General features: G+C 59.6%; 17 protein-coding genes. 11 read left to right on the top strand and 6 right to left on the bottom strand.

Going from position 1 to position 18,641, the window contains the following annotated elements:
* Window positions 1–3: 3 nt before the first annotated feature.
* On the bottom strand, window positions 4–459 hold the full coding sequence (locus tag HBO10_RS15055) for a DciA family protein (protein ID WP_034128591.1): 456 nt from the start codon (window positions 457–459) through the stop codon (window positions 4–6).
* Between the two features lie 306 nt (window positions 460–765).
* Here HBO10_RS15055 and secA point away from each other — a divergent pair, with 306 nt between their 5' ends.
* The 3 genes from secA to HBO10_RS15035 all read left to right on the top strand — a co-directional run bounded on the left by secA (window position 766) and on the right by HBO10_RS15035 (window position 5,931).
* The gene (gene secA, locus HBO10_RS15045; RefSeq protein WP_014719726.1) at window positions 766–3,501 is read left to right on the top strand and encodes a preprotein translocase subunit SecA; all 2,736 of its coding nucleotides are present in this window, start codon (window positions 766–768) and stop codon (window positions 3,499–3,501) included.
* 124 nt (window positions 3,502–3,625) lie between these two features.
* Window positions 3,626–4,843, top strand: a complete 1,218-nt coding sequence (gene argJ, locus HBO10_RS15040) for a bifunctional glutamate N-acetyltransferase/amino-acid acetyltransferase ArgJ (RefSeq protein WP_034128590.1) — start codon at window positions 3,626–3,628, stop codon at window positions 4,841–4,843.
* A gap of 143 nt (window positions 4,844–4,986) precedes the next feature.
* Window positions 4,987–5,931 (top strand): Nudix family hydrolase, encoded by a 945-nt coding sequence (locus tag HBO10_RS15035; RefSeq protein WP_034128589.1) that lies wholly within the window; start codon window positions 4,987–4,989, stop codon window positions 5,929–5,931.
* Between the two features lie 110 nt (window positions 5,932–6,041).
* On the opposite strand, the gene HBO10_RS15030 is transcribed toward HBO10_RS15035, so the two are convergent.
* Genes HBO10_RS15030 through HBO10_RS15020 form a run of 3 tightly spaced genes read right to left on the bottom strand, consistent with a single transcriptional unit; the run spans window position 6,042 to window position 9,623 of the window.
* Complete coding sequence (locus tag HBO10_RS15030) at window positions 6,042–6,620, bottom strand: cob(I)yrinic acid a,c-diamide adenosyltransferase (protein WP_032895497.1); 579 nt, start codon at window positions 6,618–6,620, stop codon at window positions 6,042–6,044.
* Window positions 6,621–6,622: 2 nt separating this feature from the next.
* Window positions 6,623–8,659: a HAMP domain-containing sensor histidine kinase gene (locus HBO10_RS15025; protein WP_169922019.1), complete on the bottom strand. Its 2,037-nt coding sequence runs from the start codon at window positions 8,657–8,659 to the stop codon at window positions 6,623–6,625.
* Window positions 8,660–8,705: 46 nt separating this feature from the next.
* Window positions 8,706–9,623: a putative 2-dehydropantoate 2-reductase gene (locus HBO10_RS15020; protein ID WP_034128587.1), complete on the bottom strand. Its 918-nt coding sequence runs from the start codon at window positions 9,621–9,623 to the stop codon at window positions 8,706–8,708.
* 123 nt (window positions 9,624–9,746) lie between these two features.
* Between HBO10_RS15020 and HBO10_RS15015 the strand changes: the two genes are divergently transcribed.
* Window positions 9,747–10,232: a YajQ family cyclic di-GMP-binding protein gene (locus HBO10_RS15015; protein ID WP_003193880.1), complete on the top strand. Its 486-nt coding sequence runs from the start codon at window positions 9,747–9,749 to the stop codon at window positions 10,230–10,232.
* Window positions 10,233–10,368: 136 nt separating this feature from the next.
* Complete coding sequence (locus tag HBO10_RS15010) at window positions 10,369–11,211, top strand: mechanosensitive ion channel family protein (protein ID WP_014719720.1); 843 nt, start codon at window positions 10,369–10,371, stop codon at window positions 11,209–11,211.
* A 182-nt stretch (window positions 11,212–11,393) separates the two neighbouring features.
* Here HBO10_RS15010 and HBO10_RS15005 read toward each other — a convergent pair whose 3' ends face one another.
* Window positions 11,394–12,674, bottom strand: coding sequence for an OprD family porin (locus HBO10_RS15005; protein ID WP_034128586.1), 1,281 nt, complete (start codon window positions 12,672–12,674; stop codon window positions 11,394–11,396).
* Between the two features lie 740 nt (window positions 12,675–13,414).
* On the opposite strand from HBO10_RS15005, the gene HBO10_RS15000 reads away from it, so the two are divergent.
* Window positions 13,415–13,840, top strand: coding sequence for an HIT domain-containing protein (locus tag HBO10_RS15000; RefSeq protein WP_034128585.1), 426 nt, complete (start codon window positions 13,415–13,417; stop codon window positions 13,838–13,840).
* Window positions 13,841–13,843: 3 nt separating this feature from the next.
* Window positions 13,844–14,050 carry a SlyX family protein gene (locus tag HBO10_RS14995; protein ID WP_005790924.1) on the top strand — a complete coding sequence of 69 codons (207 nt, stop codon included), beginning with the start codon at window positions 13,844–13,846 and terminating at the stop codon, window positions 14,048–14,050.
* Between the two features lie 71 nt (window positions 14,051–14,121).
* On the opposite strand, the gene HBO10_RS31630 is transcribed toward HBO10_RS14995, so the two are convergent.
* Window positions 14,122–14,724 carry a cold-shock protein gene (locus HBO10_RS31630; protein WP_003193875.1) on the bottom strand — a complete coding sequence of 201 codons (603 nt, stop codon included), beginning with the start codon at window positions 14,722–14,724 and terminating at the stop codon, window positions 14,122–14,124.
* 427 nt (window positions 14,725–15,151) lie between these two features.
* Between HBO10_RS31630 and HBO10_RS14985 the strand changes: the two genes are divergently transcribed.
* The 4 genes from HBO10_RS14985 to aspS all read left to right on the top strand — a co-directional run bounded on the left by HBO10_RS14985 (window position 15,152) and on the right by aspS (window position 18,427).
* Window positions 15,152–15,625: a Dps family protein gene (locus HBO10_RS14985; RefSeq protein ID WP_003193874.1), complete on the top strand. Its 474-nt coding sequence runs from the start codon at window positions 15,152–15,154 to the stop codon at window positions 15,623–15,625.
* Between the two features lie 180 nt (window positions 15,626–15,805).
* Window positions 15,806–16,159 carry a ribbon-helix-helix domain-containing protein gene (locus HBO10_RS14980; RefSeq protein ID WP_034128584.1) on the top strand — a complete coding sequence of 118 codons (354 nt, stop codon included), beginning with the start codon at window positions 15,806–15,808 and terminating at the stop codon, window positions 16,157–16,159.
* 162 nt (window positions 16,160–16,321) lie between these two features.
* A complete protein-coding gene (locus HBO10_RS14975; RefSeq protein ID WP_003193872.1) occupies window positions 16,322–16,543 on the top strand; it encodes a zinc ribbon domain-containing protein in 222 nt (73 codons plus the stop codon).
* A 108-nt stretch (window positions 16,544–16,651) separates the two neighbouring features.
* Window positions 16,652–18,427, top strand: a complete 1,776-nt coding sequence (gene aspS / locus HBO10_RS14970) for an aspartate--tRNA ligase (RefSeq protein ID WP_005790914.1) — start codon at window positions 16,652–16,654, stop codon at window positions 18,425–18,427.
* Window positions 18,428–18,641 lie beyond the last annotated feature (214 nt).

The following is an 18,641-nucleotide window of genomic DNA, read 5'->3' as shown; positions in this document are numbered from 1 at the left end:
GCTTCAGGCTTTGGGCCGGGCATGGGCGGCCAGCCGTTCCAGGGCAGCGCGCAAGCCCGGGTCGTTGATCCCTTCAGCAGTGGCCTGAAGGGTTTCGGCGGCCGTTTCCGACAGGTCCATGGTATGCCCCACTGCGCCTTGCGGCACGGTGGGTGGCTGTACCTTGAACTGAATGCGCGTCAAATTGGCAAATTCGTCGAACGCCATCAACTGGCGCTGCAAGCGCTTCTGTTGGTAGCGCAAGCGGGTGGCCCAATGCCCATCGGTGACAATTAATAGCAGGTTGCCTTCACGCCAGGAGGCGACGTGACAATGTTCCCGGGCGGCCGGCTGCAGTTGGCTTTCCAGCAGGCGTTGCAGATGGCCCAAGCGTTGCGCCTGGCCGAAGATAGCTTTCAGCGGTTTGGCTTCGCGGAGCAACGCGCCGGGGGCGCGGGCTGTGAGAGGGCGAAATGCCATGTCTAGACACCTTAGGTAACAGAGCGGCTATCTTAGCAGAAAGCGCCTGTATGCCCCGAGGCTCTGCGTCGGCAGGGCTTTCTCCGTCAAATCAATAAGTAACTTCTGCGCCTAGTGGGTTGAAGTTCCAGCAAAAGCCCTTATTTTAAACATGCCCTCTCACTATGCCGTGCCTGTCTCAGGGAACAACGCCACTTTCCTCACCCACGATTCCGGGTAGAATGCGCGTTCGCAATGCGGCCGTGAGGGCTGCTCGGGCCACTCACGGTGCGCCCTCCATCCCTATGTGTGGAAGAACCTGCCGATATGTTTGCGCCTTTGTTAAAGAAACTTTTTGGAAGCAAGAATGAGCGCGAAGTCAAACGCATGCTCAAGACGGTGCAGCTGGTCAATGCCTTCGAAGAGCAGATGGTTGCTCTGTCGGACGAGCAATTGCGCGCCAAGACCCAAGAGTTCAAGGCCCGCATAGCCAAAGGTGAAACCCTCGACAAGCTGCTGCCCGAAGCCTTCGCGGTTGCCCGTGAAGCCGGTAAGCGCGTCATGGGCATGCGCCACTTCGACGTCCAGTTGATCGGCGGCATGACCTTGCATGAAGGCATGATTGCCGAAATGCGCACCGGTGAAGGCAAGACCCTGGTGGCAACCCTGGGCGTTTACCTCAACGCACTGTCCGGCAAGGGCGTGCACGTTGTGACGGTGAACGACTACCTGGCTCGCCGGGACGCCAACTGGATGCGCCCGTTGTATGAATTCCTCGGCCTGACCGTCGGCGTGGTAACGCCGTTCCAGCCGCCGGAAGAGAAGCGCGCCGCGTACGCCTGCGACATCACCTACGGTACCAACAACGAATTCGGTTTCGATTACCTGCGCGACAACATGGCGTTCAGCATGGATGAAAAATTCCAGCGTGAACTCAACTTTGCCGTGATCGACGAAGTCGACTCCATCCTCATCGACGAAGCCCGTACCCCGCTGATCATCTCCGGCCAGGCCGAAGACAGCTCGCGCCTGTACACCGAGATCAACAAGTTGATCCCGCGTCTTGAGCAGCACATCGAGGAAGTGGAAGGCGTGGTGACCAAAGAAGGTCACTTCACCATCGACGAGAAGACCCGCCAGGTCGAACTCAACGAAGCCGGTCACCAGTTTGTCGAAGAAATGCTGACCCAGATCGGCGAACTGGCCGAAGGCGAAAGCCTGTACTCGGCGCACAACCTGGGCCTGTTGACCCACGTGTACGCTGGCCTGCGCGCCCACAAGCTGTTCCATCGCAACGTCGAATACATCGTGCAGGACGGCCAGGTGGTACTGGTTGACGAGCACACCGGTCGTACCATGCCCGGTCGTCGTCTGTCCGAAGGCCTGCACCAGGCCATCGAAGCCAAGGAACACCTCAACATCCAGGCCGAAAGCCAGACGTTGGCGTCCACCACCTTCCAGAACTACTTCCGTCTGTACAACAAGCTGTCCGGCATGACCGGTACGGCCGACACCGAAGCGTTCGAATTCCACCAGATCTACAACCTGGCCGTGATGGTCATTCCGCCGAACAAACCGTTGGCGCGTAAAGACTACAACGACCTGGTGTTCCTGACCGCCGAAGAGAAATACGCGGCGATCATCAACGACATCAAGGACGGCATGGCCAAGGGCCGTCCGATCCTGGTGGGTACCGCCACCATCGAGACCTCCGAGCACGTGTCCAACCTGCTCAACAAGGAAGGCATCGAGCACAAGGTACTGAACGCCAAGTTCCACGAAAAAGAAGCCGAGATCATTGCCCAGGCCGGTCGCCCAGGCGCATTGACCATCGCCACCAACATGGCCGGTCGTGGTACCGACATCCTGTTGGGCGGCAACTGGGAAGTGGAAGTGGCCTCGCTCGACAACCCAACGCCTGAGCAGATCGCCCAGATCAAGGCCGACTGGCAGAAGCGTCACCAGGCTGTGCTGGAATCCGGTGGCTTGCAGGTGATCGCGTCCGAGCGTCACGAATCGCGTCGTATCGACAACCAGCTGCGTGGCCGTGCCGGCCGCCAGGGTGATGCCGGTTCCAGCCGTTTCTACCTGTCGTTGGAAGACAGCCTGATGCGTATCTTCGCATCGGACCGGGTGAAGAACTTCATGAAAGCCCTGGGCATGCAGTCCGGTGAAGCGATCGAGCACCGCATGGTGACCAACGCCATCGAGAAGGCCCAGCGCAAAGTAGAAGGCCGCAACTTCGATATTCGCAAGCAACTGCTCGAGTTCGACGACGTCAACAACGAACAGCGTAAAGTGATCTATCACATGCGTAACACGTTGCTGGCCGCCGACAACATTGGCGAGACCATCGCTGATTTCCGTCAGGACGTGCTCAACGCCACTGTCAGCGCCCATATTCCGCCACAGTCGCTGCCTGAGCAGTGGGATGTTGCCGGCCTGGAAGCGGCATTGAAGAGCGACTTCGGTGTGGACTTGCCGGTTCAGCAATGGCTGGACGAAGACGACCACCTGTATGAAGAAACCCTGCGCGAAAAACTGATGGCCGAGTTGCTGGCGGCGTACAACGAGAAAGAAGAGCAGGCGAGTGCCGAAGCTCTGCGCACCTTCGAGAAACAGATCGTATTGCGCGTGCTGGATGACCTGTGGAAAGACCACCTGTCGACCATGGACCACCTGCGTCACGGTATCCACCTGCGTGGCTACGCCCAGAAGAACCCGAAGCAGGAGTACAAGCGCGAGTCGTTCACGCTGTTCTCCGAATTGCTGGATTCGATCAAGCGCGATTCGATCCGCGTGCTGTCCCACGTTCAGGTGCGTCGCGAAGACCCGATCGAGGAAGAAGCACGCCTGCGTCAGGAAGCCGAAGCACTGGCGGCGCGCATGCAGTTCCAGCATGACGAAGCGCCGGGCCTGGATGAGCCTGAAGCATTGGGTGAAGAGGTCGATGTGGCCCTGGCCCAGACCCCGGTTCGCAATGACCAGAAGCTGGGCCGCAACGAGCTGTGCTACTGCGGTTCGGGCAAGAAATTCAAACACTGCCACGGCCAGATCGAATAAGATTTTCGCCTGACGCTGCAACACCCCGCGCCGCGACCGGCCTTTGCCGTCGCGGCGTTTTGCCATTAATTCCCACCGTCGATAGCGACGGCACAGACATCACCTATTTTTGAGGAGCGCATTCATGGCTGTTGGTCTTGGTCCTTTGCCCACGTTGCACCCGGTTGCCGGTTTTGAACTCGGTATCGCTTCGGCGGGCATCAAGCGCCCGGGGCGCAAGGATGTGGTGGTGATGCGTTGTGCGGAAGGCTCGACCGTGGCGGGCGTGTTCACCCTCAATGCCTTCTGCGCTGCGCCGGTGATTCTGGCCAAGCAACGAGTGGCCGGGTCGATTCGCTACCTGCTGACCAATACCGGCAATGCCAACGCCGGCACCGGAGAGCCGGGCCTTGTCGCGGCGGCGCGCACCTGCGCCAAGCTGGCCCAGTTGACCGGCGTCGATGCCAGCCAGGTGCTGCCGTACTCCACCGGTGTGATCGGTGAGCCGCTGCCGGTGGAAAAAATCGAAGGTGCCCTGCAAGCCGCGCTCGATGACCTGTCTGCGGATAACTGGGCGGCTGCCGCTACCGGCATCATGACCACCGATACCTTGCCAAAAGGAGCGAGCCGTCAGTTCGTGCATGAGGGCGTGACTATCACCGTCACCGGTATCAGCAAGGGCGCAGGCATGATCCGTCCGAACATGGCCACCATGCTCGGTTATATCGCCACCGACGCCAAAGTCTCCCGTGATGTGCTGCAACGCCTGATGCTGGACGGCGCCAACAAGTCGTTCAACCGCATCACCATCGACGGTGATACCTCCACCAACGACTGCTGCATGCTGATCGCCACCGGCCAGGCCAACCTGCCGGAAATCACTTCCACCGAAGGTCCATTGTTCGCGGCGTTGAAACAGGCAGTGTTTGAAGTGTGCATGGACGTGGCCCAGGCCATCGTGCGTGACGGCGAGGGCGCGACCAAGTTCGTCACTGTTGAAGTCAACGGTGGCGGCAACCATCAGGAATGCCTGGATGTGGGCTACACCGTGGCGCACTCGCCGCTGATCAAGACCGCGCTGTTTGCTTCGGACCCGAACTGGGGCCGTATCCTCGCGGCTGTCGGCCGTGCTGGCGTGCCGGACCTGGACGTGAGCAAGATCGACGTGTTCCTGGGTGACGTGTGCATCGCCAGCCGTGGCGCCCGCGCCGAAACCTACACCGAAGCCCAGGGCTCGGCGGTGATGCAGCAGGAAGAAATCACCATCCGTATCGAACTGGGTCGTGGTGACTGCAGCGAAACCATCTGGACCACCGACCTGTCCCACGAGTACGTGAAGATCAACGCGGAATACCGTACCTGAAAATGACCCTCCCCCTGTAGGAGCGAGCTTGCTCGCGAAAAACTCAATGCCATCGCGGTTATCCTGGATGCACGCGTTATCGTTGACGTTCTTCGCGAGCAAGCTCGCTCCTACAAAGGGCTAGGACGAGAGGAAGCAGTGGCGTGAAACGAGTGCATGTAGCAGCAGCGGTGATCCGCGGTGTCGATGGCAGGATCCTGCTGGCGCGCCGTGCCGATACTCAGCATCAAGGCGGGCTCTGGGAGTTTCCCGGCGGCAAGGTGGAGGCTGATGAGTCGGTTGCCACGGCTTTGTCCCGTGAATTGCAGGAAGAGCTGGGCATCCAGGTCACCACGGCGCGGCCGCTGATCAAGGTGCAACATGACTATCCGGACAAGCAGGTATTGCTGGATGTCTGGGAAGTCTCGGCCTTTACCGGCGAGCCCCATGGCGCTGAAGGGCAGCCGTGGGCGTGGGTGGCACCGCGGGACCTGGTCAACTATGAATTCCCGGCGGCGAATGCGCCGATTGTCGCCGCGGCACGCTTGCCCGCCGAGTACCTGATCACCCCTGGCGAGCTGGAGACCCCGACGCTGTTGCGCGGTATCCAAAAGGCTATTGCTGGTGGCATCAAGCTGGTTCAACTGCGTGCGCCCAACGGCTATGACCCCAAATACCGTGACCTGGCGGTAGATGCGGTGGGCCTGTGTGCCGGCAAGGCGCAATTGATGCTCAAGGGGCCGTTCGAGTGGCTGGGGGATTTCCCAGCTGCCGGCTGGCACATGACCTCGGCGCAGTTGCGCAAATACGCCAGTAAGGGCCGCCCACTGCCCAAAGACCGTTGGCTGGCGGCTTCGTGCCACAACGCGGAAGAGCTGGCACTGGCAGAAATGATGGACGTGGATTTCGTCACCCTGTCGCCCGTCCAGCCGACCCAGACCCATCCGGATGCCCTGCCGTTGGGGTGGGAGCAGGCGCAGCAGTTGATCGCCGGGTTCAGCAAGCCGGTGTTTCTGTTGGGCGGGGTTGGGCCGGCGCAGCGGGAGCAGGCCTGGGAGGCTGGTGCGCAAGGTGTGGCAGGTATTCGAGCGTTCTGGCCGCAGGTGTGATGATCATTCCCACGCTCTGCGTGGGAATGCCTCCTGTGACGCTCTGCGTCACGTTTTGGACGCGGAGCGTCCCTTGATACATTCCCACGCAGAGCGTGGGAACGATCAGGTCAGTGTGGCTTGGCTGCCGCCTGCCACAACACTTCCGCAACGCCTTGGCGCTTGGCAATCACCCTGGCCGCCACAAACAGCAAATCCGACAACCGATTGATGTACGCCAACCCCACACCCTCCAGTGGCTCCACCGCATTCAAGTGCTGACAGCGGCGCTCGGCGCTGCGCGCCAGGCTGCGGCACACATGGGCCTGGGCAATCAAGGCTGAGCCGCCGGGCAGGATGAAATTCTCAAGCGGCCCGACTTCCTCGTTCCAGCGATCAATCGCTGCTTCCAGCCGATCCACTTCCGCCGCATTCAGCGCCTTGTATACCGGCATTGCCAGTTCACCGCCCAAGTCAAACAGACGGTGCTGGCAAGGCGTGAGCACTTCAATCACGTCCTTCAACGCCGGGTGCTTGCCGCTTTGTTCTTCAAGGTTGGCCAGCAGCAGGCCCAGTTGGCTGTTCAGGGTATCCACCTCGCCAATCGCTTCCACGCGTGGATGGTCCTTGGGCACGCGGCGGCCGTCGCCGAGGCCGGTTTCGCCTTTGTCGCCGGTACGGGTGTAGATCTTCGACAGGCGAAAGCCCATGGTCAGTGCTCCAGTTGGGTAAGTTCAGTGGGGGGCAATTGGCTGCCGGCCAAAGGCAGGCGCAAGGTAAAGCAGGTGCCCTGGCCCAGGGTGGAATGCACCTCCATCTGGCCCTTGTGGTTGTTGGTGATGATGAAATACGACACTGACAGCCCAAGCCCGGTACCTTGGCCGATTTCCTTGGTGGTAAAGAACGGTTCGAACGTGCGTTTGCGCACGTTTTCGCTCATGCCGATGCCGTTGTCTTCCACCTGGATTTCCGCCCACTTCGGGTTGAGGCGGGTGCGCAGGATGATGCGCCCCGGCTCGCTGTCGTCCTCGCGCAGGTGAATCGCCTGGGCAGCGTTTTTCAGCAAGTTGAGCAGCACTTGCTCCAGCTCGTTGGCGGTGCCGGGCACCGGGCCCAGTTGCGGATCGAACTGGCGGATGATCGCCTGGCCCTTGAAATCGAAACCGATGGTCAGGTCAAAGTCGTTACCGGCGATGTCCACGGCCTGGTCGATCAGCGCTGGCAAATCACAGGGCGCCATCTGGCGATTGCTGCGGCGGCTGAAGCTGAGCATGTGGGTAACGATTTTCGCGGCACGCGCCCCGGCCTGCTGAATGCCGTCGAGCAGTTGCGGGACTTCGCGGCCTTGCAGGTATCGGTTGACCGTCTCCAGCTCGATGCCCACCTGTTCGGCAAGTTCAAGGTTCTTGGGCAGCTCGGGGGACAGGCGCCGCCGAATGTTCTGCACGTTATGCAGGATCGCGCCCAACGGGTTGTTGATCTCATGGGCCATACCTGCGGCCAGGCCGCCCACGGAGAGCATTTTTTCCGATTGCACCATCATTTCTTCCAGGGACAGGCGCTGGGTGATGTCGTCGATTCGGATCACCACACCGCGCCCGGCGCCGCCCATCAACGGGTAGAACGTCAGCGCATAATGCTTGGGCTCGTCGTCCTTGATCCAGGTGACCCGTTCTATCCGCTCCACTGTGTGCTGCTCCACGGTGGCCTTGATCTGTGGCAGGTACGGCTTGAGCGGCTGGAAGGCCAGGAACACCGGCTGGTTCAGGGCTTCGTCCAGACGCGTACCGGAGAGGGCGGTAGCTTCCTGGTTCCACTGGGTGACATAGAGTTGTTCGTCCAGGGCGATCAGCGCCGAGGGCATCGAGTCAATGATGCTGTTCAGGTAGTTCTGGAAGCCCGTGAGCTTTTTCTCGATCTTGCTGCGTACCTGGACCTCCAGTTCCAGCTTGCGGTTGGTATGCCGGGTTTCTTCGGCCAAACCCTGGGCCTGGTCATACGCGGCCTGGGAGTCGTCGCGCGCGCGTTTGAGTTGCTGCTCGCGGGCTTCGATGCGCGACAACATGGTGTTGAACGCTTCGGCCAGGCTGCCGATTTCATCACGGTTGCCACGCCCGGCGCGTAAAGCGTAGTTCTCCTCGCGGGTCACCTGGCGGGACAGTTCTTCAAGTTCATGAATTGGCCGTGTGATCAGGCGTTTGATCTGCCGGGCGATGACCAGCCACAACAACACACTGAAAATCAGGATGCCCAGGCTGGCGGTCAGCGTGCCGGTATAGAACGCCACCGGCAGCTCACTGCTGGCCACCAGCAACAAATGCCCCGAAGGCTGAGTACCACGGGGCAGGGTGATGACCTGGTTACTTCGAAATTCAGTGAGGCGCCACGCTTCGATATGCCGGTAGTCGTCCGGCAGGTGCAGGCGGTCGCCGTGCTGCATCTGCGCCAGGCGGTTGCCTTCGCCATCGTACAAAGCGGCGGCGCGCAACGGTGAATAGCTGGTCAGCTCATTGAGCAGCGCCTCGGCCTTGGTCGGAGACTCAAGAGCCTCGGCGGCAAGCGCGGGGTTGGACACCAGTCGACCAATGGACTGCAAGGCCTGGGGGGCCATGCTTTCCTGGGAGATCCAGTAGGCGGCGCTGATAAACGTCAGGTTGGCCACCAGCAATACGGTGGTCAACAACACCAGCAGGGCCGCCAGCAGTTTCTGCCCTACCGGTAGATTTTCAAGACGCTGGCGCAATGGCATCAGGGGTTTCCCAGGTGATAGACAGGTAGGCAGGGTAGCGCGTGCCTCAGTCGCTGGCCAATCCGCGTGCAAGCAGATGCGCCACCAACCGCGTGTGTAGCTGTTGCAGGTGCGGCGCTGCCAACTGATGGCGGGCCGCGGCCTGGCAAGCGTAGCCCAGCAGGTAACTGATCTCGGTGCGTCGGGCGTTGGCGACGTCCTGGTACATGGAGGAATAGTTGGCGGCGGTGGCCTGGATCACCCGCTCGACTTCGCTGTGCAAGTCCTGTGCAGCCGCAGGCTGGCCACAGCGCTCCAGCAGTTCGGCCAGTTCGGCGCAGAGCGTGGCGACCTCGCAGTGGTGGGCGCTCAAACCGCCGTTGCGGCAGTGGTACAACACGGTCAGTGGGTTGATGGCGCAATTGAGCGCGAGCTTGCGCCACAGGCGCGTCAGGATATCGGTGGCCCATTCATGGGGGATGCCTGCCGCTTGCAAATCATCCAGCCACAGCGGCGGGGTGGGATGGCTCGCGTCCCCCAGCCAGGTGTAGCCATGGCCGGCAAATACCACCCGCCAATCGCCATCGCGAAATGCGCCCTCGGTGCTGGAGGCAAAGATGCAGCGCGCCGACGGCCATTGCGCAGCCACGGCGTCCTGGCTGCCGAGGCCGTTTTGCAGCAGGATCAATTCGGCGTCCGGCGCCAGTCGATGCTGCAACTGTGCGATGGCGCTTTGAGCGTCGTAGGCTTTGCACGCGACCAGCAGGCGATGAATCGGCTCCGGGCTGCCAGGCGTTTCACCGACTACCGGGTAAGTCTGTTCCACACCCTGCTCGACCAGGGTCAGCCCTTGGCCGGCTCGATAGTCGGCCAGGCGCGCCTCATTGCGCAGGATCAGCCTGACGGGCACCCCCGCACGTGCCAGCCGCGTGGCCCAGAGGGTGCCCAGGCTGCCGGCGCCAAGAATATGCCACGGGGTCGACATCAGTGTGTACTCCATAAGGTCGCCAGCGGTGAACGGCGCGAAAGAACCGCTATAATGCCCCGGCATTTTAGCTCGGGCGCGCTCCATCTCTACTGAGCCCGCCCCTTATATTGGAGAAATCACATGCCTTCGTTCGACGTGGTATCTGAACTGGACAAACACGAAGTCACCAACGCCGTCGAGAACGCCGTCAAGGAACTGGACCGTCGCTATGACTTGAAAGGCAAGGGCAGCTTCGAATTCAAGGAAAAGGAACTGACCGTCAACCTGACCGCTGAAGCCGATTTCCAGCTGGAAGCGATGATCGAGATCCTCAAGCTGGCCCTGGTCAAGCGCAAGATCGACGTGCAGTGCCTGGAAGTCAAGGACGCCTACGCCTCAGGCAAACTGATGAAGCAGGAAGCCGTGCTCAAGGAAGGCATCGACAAAGAGCTGGCCAAGAAGATCGTGGCGCACATCAAGGACGCCAAGCTCAAGGTCCAGGCCGCCATCCAGGGCGAGCAGGTTCGTGTCACCGGCAAGAAGCGTGACGACCTGCAAGAGGCCATTGCGGCCCTGCGCGCCAAGACATTTGACATGCCGCTGCAGTTCAATAACTTCCGCGACTGATGGCACTTTGGGGAACCTGTGGGCACTTTTGGCGTCCCACGCCCCAGCATCAGTGCCTACAATTGAGCCCTTCGGGGCTCAATTGCGTTTTCAGGCAGTCAATACAGCCTTATCGCCGCACAACAGGAGAAAGTAGATGGATTTGAACGCTGAAATGGATCACCTGATCAAGACCTCCCAGTCTTGGCTCCCCATGATCATGGAATACGGCAGCCGCGTATTGCTGGCGTTGGTCACCCTGGCCATCGGCTGGTGGCTGATCAACGTCTTGACTCACCGCGTGGGCCGTCTGCTGGCCATGCGTAACGCTGACTTGGCACTGCAACACTTCATCACCAGCCTTGCTAACATCGCGCTCAAAGTCATGCTGGTGGTCAACGTGGCCTCGATGATTGGTGTGGCCACCACCTCGTTCGTTGCGGCGATCGGTGCCGCTACCCTGGCAATCGGCCTGGCCTTGCAAGGCAGCCTGGCGAACTTTGCCGGCGGCGTGTTGATTCTGTTGTTCCGCCCGTTCCGTATCGGTGACTGGATCGAAGCCCAGGGTACCTCGGGTACCGTCGACAGCATCCAGATCTTCCACACGGTGCTGCGCACCGGCGACAACAAGACGGTGATCATTCCCAACGGCAGCCTGTCCAACGGCCTTATCACCAACACCAACCGCCAGCCGACCCGCAAGGTTGTGTTTGACGTGGGTGTGGACTATGAGGCGGACCTGCAGAAGGCCCGTGAAGTGCTGCTGGCTTTGGCTGAAGACCCGCGTGTACTGAAGGACCCTGCCGCCGTGGCGGTGGTGTCGACCTTGGGCGACAGTTCCATCACCGTCTCCCTGCGTTGCTGGACCAACACACCGGATTATTGGGACGTGATGTTTATGCTCAATGAACTGGCGCGTGACCGTTTGAAAGCGGCCGGGATTGATATTCCGTTTCCGCAACGGGTTATTCGGGTGATGCAGGAAAGTGCGCCGAAGTAACTTGGCGTGATGCTATCGAAGTTGGCCGAAAGGTCAGCTTTGAAAAACTAGTTACTTAGCTTGCTAGTTGTTTTGTTGGTTGAAATAAAACTGCAATAAAAAAGCCGCTCCCTGTTTAAACAGAGGAGCGGCTTTTTGTTTAAGGCCGAAGCCTCAAGTCATCGTTGTAATTGAACCGGCAATTACAAGATGTTCAGCGGGTAGTTGGCGATCAGACGCAGCTCGTCGATCGACGGCGAACCGTAGTACACGCCATCACCGGAACGGTAAGTTGCTTGACGCAGGCGCAGGCTCAGGTCTTTTGCCGGGCCGCTCTGGATCACGTACTTGGCTTCGATGTCGCGTTCCCACTCTTTGCCATTCGAGGTGGTGCCCGTATTGGCGCCGCTACCGGTTACATAACGGGTCATGAAGCTCAGGCCCGGAATGCCGAAGGTTGCCATGTTGATGTCATAACGCGCCTGGTAGGACTTTTCGCCTTCGGCGTTGAAGTCGGAACGGGCGATGGAGTTGGCCAGGAACACAGTGCCGCCGCCGTCTACGCCGTAACCGTAGTCGCCGTCACCGGTGACTTTCTGGGCTGCCAGGGTGAAGGTGTGAGCACCGATGGTGTACGCGCCCTGCAAGCTGAAGGCGCGGTTGTCGAGCTTGGTCACGCCATCTTTCTCTGCGCGCTGCAGGCCGGCGCCGTCGCTCTTGGTGTCGTAGATGTTGAAGTCCAGGGCGAACGACTGATCATCGCTCAGGGCGTGGGTCCAGTTCAGGTTGCTGTAGTACTTGCGGAAGTAATCTTCGGTTTTCGCGTAGTACAGGCTGCCGGTGACTTCTGGAGTGAAGGCATACACACCGCCGACGAAGTCGGTTTTGGTCAGGCCCAGGCTGTCGTGGTAGGTCTGGTTCTGCGCGACGCTGGAAGTGAAGTGACCGCCTTCAAGCTTCAGGCCCTTGATTTCGTTGCTGGTGATGGAGATACCTTGCGGCAGCTCTGGCAGCAGGCGGCTGTCGTCGGAGGCAAACACTGGGGCTGTGGTGTATTGGTCACCGACTTTCAGCACAGTGTTGGAGATGCGGAACTTCACCGCGCCGCCGCCTTTGGAATAGTCATCTTGCGAGCGACCGTCGGAACCGGTTGGGAACAGGCCGGTGCCAGCGCGACCCTTGCCGCTGTCGAGCTTGACGCCCATCAGGCCGATCACGTCGACACCGACACCAATGGTGCCTTGGGTGAAGCCCGATTCGTACAGGGCATTGAAGCCCAGGCCGGTTTCTTCAGCACGGCTCTTGGAGCCTGGGCCCGACGGGTTGTTACGGAAGTCACGGCTGAAGTACAGCGCGCGAGTATTGATGCTGAACGTGCTGTCTTCAACAAAGCCCTTGGAATCGTCCTGGGCGGACGCCATTGCGAACTGCGAGGTGCCTGCTGAAACAGCCAGGGCGATCATGCTCCACTTCATCACGCGCATCGTGATTTGCTCCTTTGGTTTTAGGAAGAGTACTGCCGTCCCACCTGTATTTTTATCTGGGCGGCTCTTTCTTTTTGTGTCGGCGCAAAGTTATCTCACGCAGACCCTATTGACGATACTTACTCAATTATCCTTTCAGCTTCTTTACGAGGCTGTCGTAAATCGCTAGATCCATGTCGCAAATTCACAGCCTGAAATGTATCCAGGCTGACAACTTCAATGCTGTTTTCAGACTTCTTTCAAAGTTTGAACGCATCCCTGATACACATTGAAACGCCACTATTTTTATCGCGAAACACCTGTGTCCAAACGGGTGTCGTTGCCGACGATATGGGGGTGAATGCAACAAGCGTGCTCAAACCACTTACCGAATGTCATTTTTTCGTGAAAAGTGTGATGAACCTGTAAAAACCGCATAAGCACGGGGGTTTTACGCCATTTCGGTTGGGCTTGACGCCAGGGTGTTACCCCGGTTCGGTGGTACCTGAATCCTGTACCTGGGTAAAACGTTACCGGTTGACCCTTATCAGTGGGTAATCGGCGGATCCCTTTGAGGCACAGGTGGGTCATTTTGGTGCGTCCCGTTGAGGCCCGGCCTAGCGTTGCTCACCTGGGCTGTTGCCTCTAAAGGGTGCATTTTTTTGCCTGGTTGCTTCAAGGCCGCCAGCATTGCCCGTGAAGCCTTGGGCATTCGAAGGTATGCTGGGCACCTGTTACCGACCTGCCGAACGGAGTGCCACGTGTTCGCCTTAGATCAACGCCTGCAACAAGATACCTTGGCCATTGGGGACTTCCCGCTCTGTCGCCTGCTGCTGTCCAATGACGCCAATTACCCCTGGTTCATCCTGGTGCCGCGCATCGAAGGTATCAGCGAAGTGTTTCAACTGGATGTCGCAGATCAACAAACCTTGTGGCAAGAAACGACGGCCCTGGCGCGGCTGCTTAACGACGGGCTGGCGGCCGACAAGATGAACATCGGCGCGCTGGGTAACGTGGTCAGCCAGTTGCATGTGCATGTGATTGTGCGCAAGCGCGACGACGCCGCCTGGCCAGCCCCGGTGTGGGGCAAGCACCCGGCCCGGCCCTACACCGAAGAGCAGGTGGCCGCGACTCGCAGCCGATTGCGCGAGCTATTGCCTGCCGACTTCATCTTTACCCAGGACTGAACCATGGACCTGCAAGAACGCGTCACCGACCTGGAAAGCCGCCTGGCCTTCCAGGACGACACCATTGAGACCCTCAACGACATCCTGGTCACCCAGCAGCGGGCCGTCGAACGTCTGCAATTGCAAATGACTGCATTGCTCAAGCGCCAGGAAGAAATGGGCGGGCAGTTCGAGTCATCCGAAGAGGAAGCGCCGCCGCCACACTATTGAGTGCGCAGCAATAAAAAAACCGCGACCCAGCCAAGGCTGGATCGCGGTTTTTTTTGCTGCGAGGGCTGGGATCAGCGACGCGGCAGGGCAGCGATGACATCTTCGGCTTGCAGGCCCTTGTCACGGTTCATCACCGAGAACTCTACGCGCTGGCCTTCGACCAGGACGCGATGGCCTTCGCCACGAATGGCTCGGAAGTGGACGAAGATATCGTCGCCCGAGTCGCGGGAAATGAAGCCGAAGCCCTTGGAGGTGTTGAACCACTTGACGGTCCCGGTATCCCGGTTGGTCATGTCATAGTTTTGCGACGCGGCCGCTGGAGACGAGCGGTAGAAGCTGATGGCCAGGTGAAGAACGATGGCGACCACAGCGATCACCAGGCTGAGCAGGATGGCCGGATGGCCCCCGACTTCAGGCATGGGCGCCAGGAGGGTGAGGGTTTGTACGACAACAGTCAGCACCAGCAGCGCACTGACCAGGTTTTGCAGTTGATGACGCGTGCCTTTGTTCCAGTAAGGGATTACCGGTGCGAGCGTCAGGTTAAGAAGGCCGAACAAGGCCAGGTACAGGGCGTCGTGTTGTTCCAGGTAGGGCAGGCTTTCAGGCTGCAGGCTCGGAATAAAGGACAGCAGCAAGGCTGCAACGCCCGTTAGCAGGTGGACGATTTTCAACATTTTGGTTAACTCACGTTAAGACGGATCACAAGGAAGAGCTGACTGGCACGGTTCGCTTCTGAACAATGGGAGGCGTTGAGCACGTGCGCGGGTATCAGCCTATGTGACGTGCCGCAGGAATAAACGGCAGCCACACCGCGTCTATTTAACAGCAAAGGCTGTGCCTACTCAAATCAAGCATTTCGGGGTGTTGCCACGGCCACGGCATTTCTGCGTCAAACGCTTGTCCTAGACAGGTGCGGGGTTTTTTCAGTGGTGGCCTAGACCCTTCCTACAGGTAAATAGGCTTGCCAAGTCAGATCCCGCAGTCGGTGCGGGGCGATTTGCCGCATGCAGCCCGAGTGTGTCGGGCTGCACGTGGCGCACTCTCTTGCTAGAGTGGAACTGCACCTGATCAATGAATGCTCGTCAATTGAAGGGGAAACACATGGCAATCGATATTGGTATCAGTGAAGAAGACCGTAAATCCATCGTCGACGGACTTTCCCGCCTGCTCTCCGATACCTATGTTCTGTATCTGAAGACCCACAATTTCCATTGGAACGTCACAGGCCCCATGTTTCGTACGCTGCATCTGATGTTCGAAGAGCAGTACAACGAGCTTGCGCTGGCAGTGGACTCCATCGCCGAGCGTATCCGTGCCCTGGGCTTCCCGGCGCCGGGTGCCTATTCGATTTACGCCCGCCTGTCTTCCATCAAGGAAGAAGAGGGGGTGCCGAGCGCCGAAGAGATGATCAAGCAGTTGGTGGCCGGTCAGGAAGCAGTCACGCGTACCGCGCGAGGCATCTTCCCATTGCTCGACAAAGTCAGTGATGAGCCGACGGCGGACCTCTTGACCCAGCGTATGCAGGTTCATGAGAAAACCGCGTGGATGCTGCGCTCCCTGCTTGAAAACCAGTAACTGTCGAACCCAGGCGGCGCCTTTTCGGCGCCGCCTGCTGGTTTCCCTGCGCTTCCTGGCGTTGTCCTACAACTAACAACTCCCCGTCTTCTGGCTGCTCTGCGCTGGCTGCTGTTTTATAGGCCATCGTCCAATGGGAGAAGCCCATTGGCTGCTGTTTGGCAATGGAGTGTCAGGTGTATGTCACGTGGAGTGGGTAAGGGAATGATGGAAGCCTGTGGTTTTCACAAGATAAAGGTCGACCCTTTTACCAAGGGTTTTGATATGGGGCTGGCCAAGCCACTGTCCCGTTCGGTCAGGCTCAATGGGTTTTCTACCTGCCTGCGGCTTGAACAGATCTATTGGAATATCCTGACGGAAATCGCCAGGCTCAATACCTGTTCGGTCAGTGCGCTGTTGTCCTATGTCGATCGGGAAGTGCATTTGCGTTACGGAGGCGTGAAAAACTTCAGTGGGCTGGTGAGGGTGGTGTGCGTGGTTCACGTCCTCAAAGGTCGGGGCGCCCTTACGTCCGGGGATACGCTCGCGCAGTAGTCCGATGGCCGGGCCTTCAGCCCGACGGGCCGGGTCCTGGGCACAAAGCCGGCTGCGCTGTATTGATTTACCAGATATAATCCCGCGCTTTGCTGCGCATGCCGGGCTTTATGCACAGGGCAGGGCGTGGCGCTGTAACGATCTGATCGCCGAGACATCTCCATGCCCATGTACGACTATCAATGCGCTTCCTGTGGTCATCAGTTGGAAGCCATTCAGAAGATCAGCGCCGCGCCGCTGGTCGATTGCCCTGCCTGCCAGGCACCTGAGTTGAAGAAGATGTTGTCCATGCCGGGCTTCCGCCTGAGCGGCAGCGGCTGGTACGAGACTGATTTCAAGACCGGTGCCAAGAAGAACCTGGCCGGCGGCGACAAAGCAGACTGAGTTGAACTCTACGCGCAGGCTCCTGCATTATCCGTCCCCTGCTTTAATGTGCGGTGACGAGGCGGGCCTGCCACCGAATTTCGAATTACGAGAAGTGAAACCACGACCATGATGCGCAGCCACTATTGCGGCCAACTGAACGAGACCCTGGAAGGTCAGGAAATCACCCTTTGCGGATGGGTTCACCGTCGCCGCGACCACGGCGGGGTAATCTTCCTCGATATCCGTGACCGTGATGGTCTGGCCCAGGTAGTGTTCGACCCGGACCGCGCCGAAAGCTTCGCCGCCGCCGACCGCGTGCGCAGCGAATACGTAGTGAAGATCACCGGCAAGGTACGCCTGCGTCCGGCCGGTGCCGTGAACAAGAACATGGCGTCCGGCGGCATCGAAGTGCTGGGCTATGAGCTGGAAGTGCTGAACGAGTCGGAAACCCCGCCGTTCCCGCTCAACGAATACTCCGACGTGGGCGAAGAAACTCGCCTGCGCTACCGTTTCCTGGACCTGCGTCGTCCGGAAATGGCCGAGAAGCTGCGCCTGCGCTCGCGCATGACCACCAGCATCCGCCGCTTCCTGGATGAAAACGGCTTCCTCGACGTCGAAACCCCGATCCTCACCCGGGCCACCCCGGAAGGCGCGCGCGACTACCTGGTACCGAGCCGTACCCATGCCGGCAGCTTCTTCGCCTTGCCGCAATCGCCGCAGCTGTTCAAGCAACTGCTGATGGTGGCTGGTTTCGACCGCTACTACCAGATCGCCAAGTGCTTCCGTGACGAAGACCTGCGTGCCGATCGCCAGCCGGAATTCACCCAGATCGACATCGAGACCAGCTTCCTCGATGAAAAAGAGATCATGGGCCTGACCGAGCAGATGATCCGCAACCTGTTCAAGGAAGTCCTGGACCTGGAGTTCGGCGAATTCCCGCACATGACCTTCGAAGAAGCCATGCGCCGCTACGGTTCCGACAAGCCAGACCTGCGTAACCCGCTGGAGCTGGTGGACGTGGCCGACCAGCTCAAGGACGTCGACTTCAAGGTGTTCAGCGGCCCGGCCAACGATCCTAAATGCCGCATCGCCGCCCTGCGTGTGCCTGGCGGCGCGAGCATGCCGCGCAAGCAGATCGACGACTACACCAAGTTCGTCGGCATCTACGGTGCCAAGGGCCTGGCGTACATCAAGGTCAACGAGCGCGCCAACGGTGTCGACGGCCTGCAGTCGCCGATCGTGAAAAACATCCCTGAAGCCAACCTGAACACGATCCTCGATCGCGTCGGTGCGGTTGACGGCGACATCGTGTTCTTCGGTGCCGACAAGGCCAAGATCGTCAGCGAGGCCCTGGGCGCGCTGCGTATCAAGCTCGGTCACGACCTGAACCTGCTGACCTGCGAATGGGCGCCGATGTGGGTTGTGGACTTCCCGATGTTCGAAGAGAACGACGACGGCAGCTTCAGCGCCTTGCACCACCCGTTCACCGCACCGAAGTGCTCCCCGCAAGAGCTGGAAGCCAACCCAGCAGGCGCGCTGTCCCGTGCCTACGACATGGTGTTGAACGGTACTGAACTGGGTGGCGGTTCGATCCGTATCCACCGCAAAGAGATGCAACAAGCGGTCTTCCGCCTGCTGGGCATCAACGAAGCGGAACAGGAAGAGAAATTCGGCTTCCTGCTCGACGCCCTGAAATACGGCGCGCCGCCGCACGGTGGCCTGGCGTTCGGCCTGGACCGTCTGGTGATGCTGATGACCGGCGCCCAGTCGATCCGTGAAGTGATCGCCTTCCCGAAAACCCAGAGCGCTGCGGACGTCATGACCCAGGCTCCGGGGGTGGTTGATGCCAAGGCACTGCGCGAGCTGCACATCCGCCTGCGCGAGACGCCGAAGGCTGAGTAAGGCTGCAGCGTGAAAGCGCGATAAGGTTGTACGCAGTCAAAAAGGCGCATCTTCGGATGCGCCTTTGCGTTTAAAAGAGGGAAATCTCGCCTGGGGCGTAATGCCGATCAGTTAAGGCTTTTTGTAGGAGCGAGCAAGCTCGCTCCTACAGGGGGCGATATACGCTTAACTGAACGGCATTACGCCGAGGGCGGGATTGATAAGATTTCTAGAG

Source organism: Pseudomonas sp. WS 5503, from assembly GCF_012985385.1.
GTDB lineage: Bacteria > Pseudomonadota > Gammaproteobacteria > Pseudomonadales > Pseudomonadaceae > Aquipseudomonas > Aquipseudomonas paracarnis.
Note: the sequence above shows the minus strand (reverse complement) of the source record. Positions and strands in the feature narration are given on the sequence as shown.